This is a genomic window from Thiofractor thiocamini (assembly GCF_055384375.1).
Window position 1 is genome coordinate 231,046 of sequence record NZ_AP042389.1, and the last position, 14,318, is coordinate 245,363.

The 14,318-nt window shown below is 34.9% G+C and carries 15 protein-coding genes; 4 read left to right on the plus strand and 11 right to left on the minus strand.

Annotation, left to right across the window (positions count from 1 at the left end):
* Positions 1–6 precede the first annotated feature (6 nt).
* Together ACZ47B_RS01155 and ACZ47B_RS01160 are read left to right on the plus strand one after the other, a co-directional pair.
* On the plus strand, positions 7–780 hold the full coding sequence (locus ACZ47B_RS01155; protein ID WP_464894850.1) for a hypothetical protein: 774 nt from the start codon (positions 7–9) through the stop codon (positions 778–780).
* The gene (locus ACZ47B_RS01160) at positions 777–1,517 is read left to right on the plus strand and encodes a hypothetical protein (RefSeq protein WP_464894851.1); all 741 of its coding nucleotides are present in this window, start codon (positions 777–779) and stop codon (positions 1,515–1,517) included. Before ACZ47B_RS01155 ends, ACZ47B_RS01160 begins: the two co-directional genes overlap by 4 nt.
* 16 nt (positions 1,518–1,533) lie before the next feature.
* On the opposite strand, the gene ACZ47B_RS01165 is transcribed toward ACZ47B_RS01160, so the two are convergent.
* Genes ACZ47B_RS01165 through ACZ47B_RS01190 form a run of 6 tightly spaced genes read right to left on the minus strand, consistent with a single transcriptional unit; the run spans position 1,534 to position 7,277 of the window.
* Positions 1,534–2,139 (minus strand): NUDIX hydrolase, encoded by a 606-nt coding sequence (locus ACZ47B_RS01165; RefSeq protein WP_464894852.1) that lies wholly within the window; start codon positions 2,137–2,139, stop codon positions 1,534–1,536.
* Positions 2,117–3,508: a ribosome biogenesis GTPase Der gene (der, locus tag ACZ47B_RS01170; RefSeq protein WP_464894853.1), complete on the minus strand. Its 1,392-nt coding sequence runs from the start codon at positions 3,506–3,508 to the stop codon at positions 2,117–2,119. The genes ACZ47B_RS01165 and der overlap by 23 nt, the downstream gene beginning before the upstream one ends.
* Positions 3,508–4,590: a mechanosensitive ion channel family protein gene (locus ACZ47B_RS01175; RefSeq protein WP_464894854.1), complete on the minus strand. Its 1,083-nt coding sequence runs from the start codon at positions 4,588–4,590 to the stop codon at positions 3,508–3,510. Before ACZ47B_RS01175 ends, der begins: the two co-directional genes overlap by 1 nt.
* Before the next feature lie 55 nt (positions 4,591–4,645).
* Positions 4,646–5,530 (minus strand): DMT family transporter, encoded by an 885-nt coding sequence (locus tag ACZ47B_RS01180; RefSeq protein WP_464894855.1) that lies wholly within the window; start codon positions 5,528–5,530, stop codon positions 4,646–4,648.
* 42 nt (positions 5,531–5,572) lie between these two features.
* Positions 5,573–6,358, minus strand: coding sequence for an AraC family transcriptional regulator (locus tag ACZ47B_RS01185; protein WP_464894856.1), 786 nt, complete (start codon positions 6,356–6,358; stop codon positions 5,573–5,575).
* Positions 6,359–6,404: 46 nt separating this feature from the next.
* Positions 6,405–7,277 carry a DMT family transporter gene (locus ACZ47B_RS01190; protein ID WP_464894857.1) on the minus strand — a complete coding sequence of 291 codons (873 nt, stop codon included), beginning with the start codon at positions 7,275–7,277 and terminating at the stop codon, positions 6,405–6,407.
* 55 nt (positions 7,278–7,332) lie between these two features.
* Between ACZ47B_RS01190 and ACZ47B_RS01195 the strand changes: the two genes are divergently transcribed.
* Together ACZ47B_RS01195 and ACZ47B_RS01200 are read left to right on the plus strand one after the other, a co-directional pair.
* Positions 7,333–8,085, plus strand: coding sequence for a DUF3108 domain-containing protein (locus ACZ47B_RS01195; RefSeq protein WP_464894858.1), 753 nt, complete (start codon positions 7,333–7,335; stop codon positions 8,083–8,085).
* On the plus strand, positions 8,085–8,990 hold the full coding sequence (locus ACZ47B_RS01200; protein ID WP_464894859.1) for a DMT family transporter: 906 nt from the start codon (positions 8,085–8,087) through the stop codon (positions 8,988–8,990). Before ACZ47B_RS01195 ends, ACZ47B_RS01200 begins: the two co-directional genes overlap by 1 nt.
* Here the strand turns inward: ACZ47B_RS01200 and ACZ47B_RS01205 are convergent.
* Genes ACZ47B_RS01205 through ACZ47B_RS01225 form a run of 5 tightly spaced genes read right to left on the minus strand, consistent with a single transcriptional unit; the run spans position 8,974 to position 14,271 of the window.
* The gene (locus tag ACZ47B_RS01205; RefSeq protein WP_464894860.1) at positions 8,974–9,951 is read right to left on the minus strand and encodes an ABC transporter ATP-binding protein; all 978 of its coding nucleotides are present in this window, start codon (positions 9,949–9,951) and stop codon (positions 8,974–8,976) included. The two genes, ACZ47B_RS01200 and ACZ47B_RS01205, sit on opposite strands and share 17 nt — an antisense overlap.
* Positions 9,936–10,889 carry an ABC transporter ATP-binding protein gene (locus ACZ47B_RS01210; protein WP_464894861.1) on the minus strand — a complete coding sequence of 318 codons (954 nt, stop codon included), beginning with the start codon at positions 10,887–10,889 and terminating at the stop codon, positions 9,936–9,938. Before ACZ47B_RS01210 ends, ACZ47B_RS01205 begins: the two co-directional genes overlap by 16 nt.
* Positions 10,889–11,743 (minus strand): ABC transporter permease, encoded by an 855-nt coding sequence (locus ACZ47B_RS01215; protein WP_464894862.1) that lies wholly within the window; start codon positions 11,741–11,743, stop codon positions 10,889–10,891. The genes ACZ47B_RS01210 and ACZ47B_RS01215 overlap by 1 nt, the downstream gene beginning before the upstream one ends.
* A complete protein-coding gene (locus tag ACZ47B_RS01220) occupies positions 11,740–12,693 on the minus strand; it encodes an ABC transporter permease (RefSeq protein ID WP_464894863.1) in 954 nt (317 codons plus the stop codon). Before ACZ47B_RS01220 ends, ACZ47B_RS01215 begins: the two co-directional genes overlap by 4 nt.
* Positions 12,694–12,738: 45 nt before the next feature.
* On the minus strand, positions 12,739–14,271 hold the full coding sequence (locus ACZ47B_RS01225; RefSeq protein WP_464894864.1) for an ABC transporter substrate-binding protein: 1,533 nt from the start codon (positions 14,269–14,271) through the stop codon (positions 12,739–12,741).
* Positions 14,272–14,318: the final 47 nt, after the last annotated feature.

Genomic DNA, 14,318 nt, shown 5'->3' on the forward strand with positions numbered 1-14,318 from the left:
TGTAAAATGAATAAGTCAGAACCCGTAAAGATAATAAGTCAAAATCAATTCGAAATCAATGTAGGATATTTGACAGACAATGACAATAAAAAAATTGATTATGCAATAGATATATATTTTTTTATTCCTAAAAATTTGGGTATCAACGAATATACATATTCGAACAGTGATTTTTACAATGATTATATAAGTTATATAAGACTTATCACCCCAAAAAAAGATATAAATAAGCTTATAGAAATTTTTGAGGATTTGATTGATTCATTTGATGAATCTATCAAATCCAAAAATAGTAAAAAAGAGTTAGACAGAGATGTCAGAATGTATGTTTGTTCATATACAACATATCTAAATGATATCTTGACCTCTTTAAAAAATGGTAAATCAAAACCCGAAGACATAAAAAACTTTTTAGAAAAAATCAAAAAATTTAGCTCCTTGAAGAAAAAGATACTTTCATACGCAAAAAAAACGGATAATGAAAAATTGATATTTTTATTTGAATCTACCGCAGAATATATCAGCCTTGTTACACAGCATTATCTTTTTGAGATAAATATTTATCTCAAATCTTTTGAAAATATGTATATAGATATTATTAACTATATCGTAATTGCCATTAACGAGGAAATTATGTTTTGTAAAGAAAATGAATTTCCTATCATATCAAGTGATGATTATGAGAATGAATCGGTTATTTACAGATATTCTGTCTTTAAAAAGTACTTTCAAAGTGTACTTTTTTTCATAGAAAAAGAAAAGAAGATGGAGCGGGGTTGAAAGAGTTGTACTATGCTGTCGCAGCAGGGATATCAATGGTGTTTACCACATTGATTGTTTTTTTTACTCAAAAAAAATATGGAAATTTAACTATGTCTTTATTTGCGGCTTTGGTGGTTAGCTATATGTTTAAAGATAGGATTAAAGAGGCATATAGACACTATTTTGATAAGAAGTTAAAATTAAAAGTGTATGATTTCAAAGAAAAGATTTATGATTCCTCAAAAAAGTTCTTATTTGGTTTTGTAAAAGAGAAGGTAAGATTCATAAAAAAAGATGCCCTGGATGATAAAGTTATAAATACAAGACTGAGAAATACAACAAGCAGACTTTCAACATGGTATCTTGGTGAAAATATAATCAAATATGAGAAAAATATCATAATTTACAATAAAAATTTAAAAAAATATTATGTTGATGATATTGAAGGGCTTAGAAATGTCATGAGATTTGATATATCTAGATTCCTAAAAAAGATGAAAGCGCAAAAAGTTCCACTTTACCGTATCGATAACAGTAATATATTTGGAGATAAAGTATATCATATAAATTTGGTAGTAAGATTAAAAACGAGATATAAAGATTCACTCTATAAGATAAGATTGGTTTTAACCAAAAAAGGTATCAAAAGGATCGAATTACCTGATTTTGATAAAATACTTATAAGAAAAAATAGTTGGAAAAAAGATAATAGTTGGTTTTCACTTAAAAAATCAGGGTTGCTGAAAAAAATATAAAGGGCATCTCTAAAATTTATCTTTCAGTATTGTTGCCTATTTCTTCAAAAAACCAACTAAATGCAAAAAGAAGTCCGGGAGTTTTTGCTTTTGACTCATCGAACATAAACTTCTTGGCATCCTTTATCGGTATAAACTCGAGCAGTATCAACTCATCATCTATGCCGCCTCCTGAGCTGACTTTCTGGCTTTCGTCTATAGTGGCATAGTAAAGATACTGCTTTGCACCGCTGACCCCGACATTTGTAAAAAATGAAGTGATTTTTTCTATATCTTTAGTATCTATATCATATCCACACTCTTCATATATCTCTTCTTTAGCTATCTCTTTTAAGGGGATATCCTTATCTATGATGCCGGCACAAAGCTCGTAAGTGAAGTTTGCATTTTTATCATTTAGATACACAGGAGCTCTAAACTGTTTGACAAGCAACAAAGCATCTTTTTCTTTATGATAAAGAAGTACGGCAACGCTGTCAAAACTTTTGACAGCTTCCCATGTTTTAAGCTTGCCGTTTACTTTGTATGTAAGTTTGAGAGGTTTTATAAAATCAAAAGTATCAAGTGGTTTTTCTTGAAAATCCGTAATAATAAAACTGCTACTCTTCACACTGTTCTTCATCTTTTTCACCTCTTTTTCTAGGAAATATCAGTATAGGTGAGCCCTCGAAGTTAAAATGTTCTCTTATGGTATTTACAAGGTATCTTTTGTAGCTAAAATGAAGTGACTTTGGTCTATTCATAACAAGTGCTATCTTAGGTGGTCTTATATCAAACTGGGTGGCAAAATATATCTTTACAACTTTTCCCATATCTGACGGTAGATGGTGTTTGGAGTTAGCGAACTTGATAAGCTCATTTAATTTTCCCGTAGGTATCCTTCTCGAGTAATTTTCATAAACTTGAAGTATCATATCGTTTATCTTGTGAACTCTCTTTTTCGAAAGAGCTGAAACGGTGATGATAGGAGAGTATCCAAGGAACTTAAATCTGTATCTTACATCTTCGACTACTTTTTTATACTCATCTCTTGCTTTATCCCATTTATTCAGTATGATGATTGAACCCAAAGAAAACTTATCAACCAAGCTTGCTATCCTCTCGTCAAGCTCTTTGAACTCTTCACTTGCATCCAAGACTATAAGGGCTATATCGGCATTTTCAAGCATTTTTTGTGTACGATTAAGTGCATATCTCTCTATACCTTCAATCTTTCCTCTTTTTCTGATACCTGCGGTATCAACAAAAGTGATAAGTTTATCTTTATAAGGTAAAACTTCATCCACAGGATCTATAGTCGTTCCGGCAATCGAACTTACAACCGCTCTATCTTCACCTATCAAAGAGTTCAAAAGTGAGCTTTTTCCCACATTGACTCTTCCGACTATGGCAACTTTTATCTCATTTGAATCATTTGAAAGTTTTTCTTCTATATTTTCTTCACTCTCTTGTAAAAAATCCTCCAATGATTCATCTTCATCTTCAACCAATTCCAACTCTTTGGCATTTGGCAATCTTTTATACAACCAGTTTAAAAGCGGAGTTATGCCTCTGTTGTGAGAAACTGAAATAGGAAATATATCTTTAGCCCCGAAACTTTGATACTCCCATACGATTTCATTCATCTTGTCATTGTCTATCTTGTTGATAACAAGTGCCGTTTCCTTGCCCAGTTTTAATATCTCATAAAATATCCTCTTATCTTCATCACTTGGCAGCATCTTTCCATCAACCATAAAAAGAACTATATCGGCCTCTTTTGCACTCTTTAGGGATTTTGCCTGAACCACTTCAAACATTTCATTACTATCATCAAGTCCACCGGTATCTACTAAGAGAGCTTTTTTATCATCTATATCAAATTCTACTTTTTTTATATCTCTTGTCGTACCGCTTATGTCTGAAGTGATAGCTATCCTTTGACCGACGAGTCTGTTGAACAGTGAACTTTTGCCGACATTTGGTTTGCCTATGAGTGCTATGGTTTTCATCAATTTTCTTCTTCTTTGTTTATTTTTTCTATATATATCGATTGGCTTGGGAAGGCGAAAGAACTTCCGTTTTCTTCAACGATTTTCATGATTTTCAAGTATATATCCTCTTTTGCTTCGAGATATTCACTCCATACGGCGCTATTTACAAATGTGTATATAAATACACCAAGTGCACTATCCCCAAACTCATCAAATTTGACAAGCAAAGTTTGATCTTTTGCGATTTTTGGATGGTTTTTTAGCATCTCTTCTATCTCTTTTGCTATATTTTGTACAACATTGCCAGGGGTATCATAAGTAAGCCCGATCCTAAGCTTGATACGCCTTTGTCCTCTTCTTGAAAAGTTTTCTATGGGGGAGTTCGCTATGGTTTGATTTGGCACTACTATAAGGCTTTTTTCAAATGTTCTTATCTTTGTAGTTCTAAGTCCTATATCTTCGACCGTGCCTTCAACTCCTCCTATTTTAACCCAATGTCCTATCTGTAGGGATTGATCGGCCAAAAGAGTCAATCCTCCAAAAAGATTGGCTGCGGTATCTTTTGCCGCCAAAGCAAAGGCCAAACCGCCGATACCAAGTGAAGCGATAAATGCACTGACATTGATCCCCCAGTCTTGCAGTATCGCCACAAGACCTACGGCGACTATGAAAATCTTTATGGTTTTTATGAAAAAGTTGCCTATCTCTTTATAAAGCTCTTTTCCAAACTTTTTGGAAAATTGATAAATATATGAGTCAAAAACGACAACAAGCTCATAAAGTATCCAAAAGATGATAAAAGTGATCATCGTCCTTATGAAATGATAAACAAGTGCATTGTCGATACCTAATATAACGGCAAAAAAGTAAAAACCCGCAACTACAAAAGAAAATCTCAAAGGTCCTTTTATGATAGAAAATACTTTGTCATCAAGTGTAGTTTTGGTTTTTTCAGTTATTTTTTTTAAAGTTTTCAAAAGAGTAAGTGTAAAAACTTTCCTCAAAAAAATAAAAAACAAAAATACAAAAATAGCCAAAGCAATCTTGTAAAGCGGTATTTCAAAAAATGTCAAATTGATAAAATCGATGATTTTTTCCAAGTCTGTTTCCTTGTAGCAAATATACCCATATTCTATCAAAAAAGTGATTAAAGTCTTATTTAAAGAATGTTATATTGTTTAGTATCTTTATAGCCCATAGTGTCATGAAGGTTCCTACGAGTATGGAGATGCTTATATGCTCGTGTAAAAATATAGCACTTAGTATGATAGCGGAAAACGGTACTAAAAATATAAAACTACTTACATTTCCGGCACCTAGTTTTGTTATGCCTATGAAGTAGATGGTATTTGAATAAACCGAGCTTATTACGGAAAGTACTAGTAAATTTATCCAAAAGTAAAAGTCAAAACTATGATAAGGTATGCTTTTAAAATCCACAAAAAAGATACCATCAAGCGTGATAGTGATGATATAAAGCCAAAAACTATATACCAAAGGAGACACTGTTTTCGCTTTTGAGCTGATGATGGTAAATATCGGCCAAAGTGCGGAAGCGAGTAAAAAGTAGAGATTTTGAACGACAAGTATCTCTTTTAAGTTAAAACTCCAGAAGTTAAGCATAGTCAAAACCCCAAAAGCCCCCAGAGCAAGAGCTGTATAATCTTTCTTTTTTAGCTTTTTTTCTTTTAAAAGAGCTAAAAAAAGATATGTCAGTATAGGGACCAAAGTCGTTACAAATGCCCCACCAAGCGAAGCCGTACCGTATTTTGTACCCATAAAGTAGTACTTCATGTAAGCTATGAAAACAAGCGATGCCGCAAGTGCTACTAAAAAGCTTTTTATATCTATCTTGAAAGATTCTTTGAAGTATATGATAATAGGCACCATGCCGACTGCCGTGATGAAAAATCTAAAAAATATCATATCGTATGCATTGATATAATGGCTTAAAACCTTAGCATTTACCCATGAAGCTCCCCAGCCAATCATAGCAAAAAAGAGTAGTATGTGCAGTATATTTTTGTCTTTTTCTTCCATTTGGATCATCCGATTTTTTATGGAAGTTTATCACTATTTTAACTACTTGTATAGTATAAAATTGCCTTTTTTTATAGTTTGACCGTATTGTTTTTTGAAGTTTCTTGTAAAATGCGACTGATCGGCAAAACCTGCCGTCAAGCTTGCCTCACTGATAGGTACTCCTTCTTGGATGAGGTTGTTTACAAAATTTATCTTTTCATTGAGTATAAAATGATGAGGGGTTAAGCCTATCTCTTTTTTAAATATCCTCAAAAAGTGATATTTGCTTATCTTTGAAACACTTGATAGCATATCAAGAGTGATATTTTTATCAATATTTGACTTTATGAACTCTATACTCTTTTTTACCACTTTTTTATCATCGGCTATATCAAGATGAAGTTTTGTGTGGGAAGTATAGTTGATGATGAGGTATGACAGAGCATCTATAAGAGCAGTTTGCACCTCTATATCGCTTTTATTGGAATATACCATGCAAAAAAAGCTGTGCAACTTTTTAAAAAGTCTCATATCCTCTATAATGTGCTTAGAAAAGAGAGGGATTTTTTTCTCTAAAAATATCTGCTCATAGATACTACTTAAAAGCTCGACTCTTGGATAAAAGTTCGTATGTGACCACTTAAAAGAGTCTCCATGGTGTATTTCATGTGGATTGTTCACCCTGCAAGAGTATTTGAGATAGTTTGTGCTGTTGTTGTGCTTTTTTAGTTTTAGCATTCCCTCATAAGTGATGCCTATGGTGTAAGTATCATGATAATGTTTATCAAAAGCGGCATTTAACTCTTTTGCATTTTCAAACAGAGTATTTTTTAAAAGTTTTTGCATGATTTATTATAGCGAAATTGTGATAAATGGATATAGTATAAAATTGCTACGCTATACCCAAGATACCGCCTGCTATGACTAAAACCAAACCAACTATGTAAACAGGCAGAAAAATCTCTCCAAAAAATACAACAAGATATATACTTGAGATGACAGGGGTCAAAAATATAAAAGGTGCTAAAAAAGAGGCTTTTGCATTTTTTAACGCTTTTATCCAAAAGAGGTATGATATGCCGTTTACCAAAAGTCCGTTGATGATGATAGGGTATATATCACTTTGAGTCGGCAGTTTGAAGTTTGAAAATATCATCATTGAAAAAAATGAAAAAATTGTAGCTATTAAAAAGTATATGGTGTTTAGACTCAAAGCATCTAAAGTTATCTTTTTACTTAAAACGGAAAAAAGAGCAAAAACCAGTCCGGCAAACAGTACTATCATATCTACCTTGATATTTGCAAGGTGAATATGGGTAAAATTTCCTTTTGAAAGTATGACAAAAACTCCTAAAAACCCTAAAGTTACGGCGATAGTTTTTCTTTTTGTTATCTTTTCTTTTAATATGATAGAAGATAATAATACTATAAAAACAGGCCAACTGTACTGAAGCACCAAAACTTCTAACCCTTTAGCGTTTTTATATCCAAAATACAAGAGGATATAGTATAGATAAGTTCCCAAAAAGCCTAAAAAAACAACCTTGAGAAATTCATATATTCTTAACCTGGAAAAAACTTTATACTCTTTTGTAAAAAATGAGAGAGTTAAAAAAAGCAAGAAAGATACAAAACTTGAGTAAAATAAAAACTGATGATTGTCAAGGTTAGTTTGACCCACTTTTGAGACAACCGGTATGAGTGCCCACAGCATAACACAGAGTAAAACATACACTATGGCTTTGACTTTTGGTTTTAGTAACAATTTTATCCTCTTTTTTTGATACAATTACACACAAATTTTCTATGAGAGTATATTCATGAAAAAATTTATATTTATTATACTAACTTTTATGACCTTTTTAAATGCTAAAACCATTATCGCTACCTATAAAGTGGATTTTGGAATATTTGGTAAAATTGGAACGGCAAAAGCGGTTTTGCATATAGGTAAAAAAGGAGACTATAAAGTTTCTATAGAAGCAAAAGCTACGGGATTTGCTAAAGTTTTAAGCGGCGGAAGGATTGAAAAGTACAAAAGTGAGGGTAGGGTAGTAAGCGGAATGCTAGTACCCCATGAATATCTTGGCATAACTAAGACTTCATCTAAAACAAGAGAAAAGCTCTATATATTTGAGCATCAAAACAAAAAGATAAAAATGCTCAAATTTACCATAAAAAACGGTAAAGTTGCAAAGTCACAGGAGTATTTGAAGTATTATGCGGACAATGACATACTATCACTTTTTTTCAATATAAGAAAATATCTAGATAATTTTAAATTTAAGGGTAAAAAAGTTTTGTATGCAGTAGGTGCGAACAAAAAGAACGGAAGAGTGGATTTGATAGCTCCGGTTGGAAAAGAGCTTGAGAGATTAAAGAGTGATTTAGGTAGAAAAAAAGGTCATTTTTTAAAGGTTTTTATCAACCAAAAGATCTTTGCAAGCAAAAGGGGAGAGCTTTTTTTGGATATAAATGATGACGGGATTTGCACCAAGGCAGTTTTAAAAGATGTGATACTTTTTGGAGACATTAGAGGAGAACTTGTAAAATTGAAAGTTGAGAATGATTGATGAGTGAAAGTGTAAAACAAGGAGCTATCTATATGCTCTTTGCCTCTTTTTGTTTTGCGGTGATGGGTGGATTTGCAAAAGAGTTAGCTCATGGTATGAGTGCAGTTGAGGTCGTGTTTTTTAGAAATGTATTTGGCGTGGTGTTTTTGCTTGGTACATTTTGGAAGTATCCCTTGTCTCAAAAAGGAGGAAAGTTTTGGCTTCTGTTTTTTAGAGGTTTTATGGGATTTTTGGCGCTTCTTGCCTTTTTTTACAATATCGCCCATATCTCACTTGCCGAAGCCATGACTTACTCGAGACTATCACCGGTATTTACAGCTTTGTTTGCTTTTATATTTTTAAAAGAGAAGTTGTATAAACTTGGCTGGATAGGTATAGCTGTAGGTTTTATAGGCATAGTATTTATAACAAGACCTGAAGGCATTTATGACTTTGACAAGTATGATTTGCTTGGAATTTTTAGTGGAGTGGGGGCAGCCTTGGCTTATACGGCTGTCAGAGAGCTTAGAGAGTATTATGATACAAGAAGTATAGTTTTATCATTTATGATTATAGGAACAGTAGGTCCTGTTGTGCTGATGATGATAGGTTCATTTTTTTCGCCAAAAGATTTGGACTATCTTTTTGCAAAGTTTATAGCACCAAAACAGAGTGATTGGATATGGATAGTTTTGCTTGGTTTTAGTGCTACTTTAGCTCAAGTTTACATGACAAAAGCTTACGCTTCCACAAAAGCAGGGATCGTCGGAGCTATAAGTTACTCCAATATTATATTTTCCATCATAATCGGTATGATTATAGGAGATCATTTTCCAGATTTTTATACATTGATAGGTATATTTTTAATCATTTGTGCCGGTGTTATGGTGACAATTACTCCAAAAAGTATCAAAACTCCCCGATAAGCGGGCATCTTGCAAAATGTCCCTTGCTTATCTCAAGAAGACTAGGATGAGCATCTTCACATATCTCTTTTTTATATGGACATCTTTTTGCAAAAAAGCAACCTCTTGGCAGGTCTATGGGGCTTTGTATCTCCCCAGTTTTTAAGACACTGTCCGTTGCCAAAGGAGTATAGATATCCGGAACGGTTGAAAAGAGCATTTTGGTATATGGGTGGGAAGGATTTTTAAAAAGCTCTTTTTTTGACGCATACTCCACTATCTCACCGAGATACATCACAGCTACATAGTCACTTATATGTTTTACAACACTTATATCATGAGTTATAAAAAGAGTAGTCAAGTTGTACTTATCTTTTAAATCCATCATTAGATTTAGGATTTGAGCTTGTATGGATACATCAAGAGCAGATATGGGCTCATCGGCTAAAACAAGTTCAGGATTTAGTATGATAGCTCTAGCTATGGCGATACGTTGTCTTTGTCCGCCTGAGAATTGGTGAGGGTATCTTGAGAGATAACTTCTATCAAGCCCTACATCATCGCAGATTTGTAAAATTTTTTCTTCTCTTTCTTGTTTGTTCAGACTTGTATGTATCTTTAAAGGCTGCTCTAGTATGGTTTTTATCTTTTTTCTTGGATTTAGTGAAGAGTATGGGTCTTGAAATATCATTTGGATATCTTTTTGGATATCTTTTCTTTTGTGTGGAGGAAGTTTGGCTATATCTTTATCTCTGAAGATTATCTCGCCTTTCGTTGCCTGATAAAGCCCAAGTATCACTTTACCGATAGTTGTTTTCCCACATCCGCTTTCTCCGACAAGTGAGAGGGTTTTGCCTTTGTATATGTCAAAATTGATCTTGTTTAAAGCGTGCAAATCTTTTTTTTCAAAAGTCCCTACTTTGACGGAAAATACCTTTTCTACATCTTTTACCTGAAGTAAAGTTTTTAAACCTTGTGACAAAATACTATCCTTTTTCCAAACTGTTTCTTATCCGGGTAAGTATCACACTCGCTATCAGCCAATTCACATCTGTTTTTAAAGTAACATCCCTTAGGAAGATTTAGTAGTGAGGGCATAACTCCCGGGATTTGATAAAGTCTCTCTTTTTCATCATTTAGTTTTGGAAGGCATGCTATCAATCCTTTGGTATAAGGGTGCTTGGGATCAAAAATGATCTCTTCTTTGCTTCCGTACTCTACGATCCTGCCTGCGTACATAACCGCTATATCGTCACAAAGTTGTGATACGACCGCTATATCATGGGTTATGAGTATCAGCGACGAGCCGAAATCTGTACTTAGCTTTTTCATAAGATAAAGTATCTGAGCCTGTATGGTTACGTCAAGTGCGGTTGTAGGCTCATCAGCTATGAGAAGTTTTGGATTGTTAAGCAGTGCCATGGCTATGACTACCCTTTGTTTCATACCGCCAGAGAGTTGATGGGGGTAACTTTTCATTCTTTTTTCAGCTGCGGGAAGTCCTACTCTTTTTAGTATATTCACACACTCTTCATATGCCTCTTTTTTGGAAACATTTTTTCTATGATAAAGTATGGCTTCCATCAGCTGTTCACCTATGCTTATGACGGGATTGAGTGAAGTTTGAGGGTCTTGAAATATCATGGCTATTTCATTGCCTCGTATCTTTTGAAGTTCACTCTCGGGTAGATTTACCAAATCTTTTCCTTCAAAGAGTATCTCACCCTCTACGATTTTACCGGGCTTGTCTATAAGGTTTATGATGGAAAATCCTGTGATCGATTTACCTGCACCAGACTCCCCTACGATACCCAAAATCCTCCCCTTTTCTATAGAGAAACTTATGCCGTCAACTGATTTGACAATCCCGCTTCTAGTAAAGAAATGTGTTTTTAAATTTTTAACTTCAAGTAGTGCCATTATCTTTTTAACCTCGGATTCATGATATCTCTCATCCTGTCACCGATGAGATTTATGGATATGATAAGTACCATTAAAAGGATACCGGGATATACTGAAGTCCACCAGTACCCGCTAAAAAGTACTTGATATCCGTTTGATATAAGTGAACCAAGAGATGGCTGCGTTATAGGCACTCCAAGTCCCAAAAAGCTTAAAGTCGCTTCCAGTATAATTGCATTGGCGATTCTTACTGTAGCTATGACTATGATGGGTGCTGTGGTGTTTGGCATAATTTCTCCGAAAATTATACCCATATTTCCCATGCCAAGAGCTTTGGCAGACTGGGCATAATCTTTCTCTTTTTCCGAAAGCACCACTCCTCTTGCCGTCCTTGCATAATATACCCAGTTTACTATAGTGATGGCTATGATGATCTTTCCTACACCTTCACCCCATAAAGCCATGATGATAAGTGCTATGAGAATAGCTGGAAATGATAACTGTATATCAGCTATCCTCATGATCAAAGTATCTATCCATCCACCGTAATATCCTGATATAAGCCCCAAAGAAAAACCTATGATGACTGAGAGTACCGTGCTTGCAACTCCTACATACAAAGATATTCTAAGACCGTATAACATAGCTGAATATATATCTCGTCCTTGTTCGTCAGTCCCCAGCCAAAACTGATGACCCGGTGCTTGAAAGCTGTTTTCTAAAAAAAGCTGTGAAAGATCATAAGGGTTTTGGTATGAAAAAAGCGAAGGAAATAGTGCCAGTATAACCAGCACAACAAGTATGATAAGTCCTATGGTAGCCAGCTTATCTTCAAAAAATTCTTGAACCAATTCATTTTTAAACAGACTCATTGCACCCTCACTCTTGGATCAACAAATGTATATAAAACATCAACTATGAAATTTATTGCAACGAATATAAATGAAATGACAAGCAGATAAGCTACGACTATGGGTCTATCAAGGTTTTGTATAGAGTCGATGATAAGTTTTCCCGTACCCGGCCACGCAAAAATGGTCTCAGTTACTATGGTAAAGGCTACGAGTTGACCAAATTGGATACCTATGACCGTTATCAAAGGAATAAGACTGTTTTTAAGAGCATGATAGTAAACCACGACTTTTTTTGGAACGCCTTTGGCAATAGCTAGCTTTATATAATCTTGCATCAAAACTTCCATCATTCCCGTTCTTGTTAGTCTAAGTATCAATGCAAGTTGAAAAAAGGCAAGAGTAAGTACCGGCATGATAAGATGCTTTATGCCATCCCATGTAAAAACACTCGAAAACCATACAACTTCACCTCTTCCTGAAGAAGGAAGAACTCCCATGATGACAGAGAAAACAAGGACAAGTACCATACCCGTCCAAAAAACAGGTACAGATATACCCGTCAGAGATAAAAACATGATAAGTTTACTATACCAAGACTCCGGTTTTATGGAGGCTATGACTCCAAGCGGGATGCCAAGCAATATGGAAACTATCATGGCGATGATAGATAGTTCCAAAGTTGCCGGCAATCTTTCAAAAACTACTTTAAGTGCCGGCTGACCGTAAACGAAAGAGTTTCCAAGATTGCCATGGGCTACATTTTTTAAAAAAGCTTCATACTGTTTTATGAAAGATTGATCAAGCCCCAAAGCGTGCTGCATGGCTATGACATCCTGTTGCGTTGCATCAGGAGGCAAAAGAAGCTGAACAGGGTCTCCTGCTTTGAACATGATAAAAAACACTATGAAACTTATCACCAACATAACTATTGCCGAATGAAAAAGTCTGTTTAGTATGTATTTGAACATTGCTTTCCTCTTGAAAGAGCTGCAAAAAAGCAGCTCTTTTATAAATTATTTGATATCGAATGCCCAGATCTTACTGTCTGTTCTTGGAGTAAACTTAACCTTTTTGCTACTGGCATAGATATCTACTTGAAAATGCAAAGGTATAAAACCCTGATCTTCTATAAGTGCTATTCTTTGAGCTTCTCTCATCTGTTTTACTCTATCTTTCGGGTTCATATTTGCATCGCTCTCTTCAATGAGTTTGTCAACTCTAGGATCGGAAAATTTACCATTGTTGTATCTTCCATAACCCTTTTTGTCATCTTTTGAGTGAACAACACCGTCAAGCATGGAGCTTCCGTCACCGTCACTGCTAGCCCAACCTATAAGGAAAAAGCTGGTATCTTGCTTTGCGGTTCTTGGGAAGAAAGATGACTTAGGAGTCGCGTTTACTTTGACTTTTATACCTATCTTTGCCAAAGAAGAAGCAACTGCCTGAGCGATTTGAGCATCATTTATATATCTGTTGTTAGGGGCGTCGAGTCTAACTTCAAATCCATTTGGATATCCTGCTTTTGCCAACAACTCTTTTGCTTTTTTTGGATCGTATTTTACCCTTTTTATTGTCGGGTCATAACCTACGACAACACTTGGGTGAAATTGACCGGCAGGTTTTGCAAATCCTTTCATGATATATTTGACGATAGCATCTTCGTTTATACCGTAATAAAGAGCTCTTCTGACGTTGGCATCCAAGAATGGGTTCTTGCCGGTAGGACTTTTTACATAAGGTGATTTTTCTCTGAACTGATCCATTTGAAGATAGATGAGTCTAAGACCGGGCTTGATAAAAAAGTTAAGTTTTGAATTGTTTTTTATCCTGTTTACATCGACAACGGGAACTCTGTTGATGATATCAACTTCTCCGCTGAGTATAGCGGCTGTTCTTGTTGCATTGTTTGATAAAACTCTAAAGATAACATCATCGAATTTGGGTTTTCCCATCCAGTAGTCTTTGTTGGCTTTGAGTTTGATCTGATCACCCTTTCTCCAAAATACGAACTTATATGGACCGGTACCTATAGGATGAAGTCCTATCCATTCGTCACTCTTGCCCTGCAATGTCTCTTTGTCAAGTATGTTGACATAAGTAAGTTTTCTTAGAAAAACAGGGAAAGCTTTTTTTGTTATGAATTTAACCGTGTAGTCATCAATCTTTTCAACTTTCTCAAGCATTGAGACTTTACCTTTGAAGCCTGATTTGTTCCAGTTTTTGATCCTGTCAAATGAAAAGATGACATCATCTGCGTTAAATGTACTTCCATTGTGAAACTTGACGCCTTTTCTAAGTTTCAGTATCCAAACTGTCGGTTCCGGATTACTCCAGGATACCGCAAGATCAGGATGAACTTTGATGTTCGCATCAAATCTTACCAACGGGTCAAAGATATTTGACAATATAGAGTTCGTTGCTGTTTCATTGAAAGCCTGAGGATCCATGGTGTATGCACCTGATGCTATACCAACCTTTAGTGTTTTGGCCATTCCAAGTGAGCCGATAAGTGCCAGTGAGGCAAGTGCGATAGAAATTTTTTTCATATTTTCTCCTTTTGCGCGTAAAATACATATACCCTTATTAAATATAA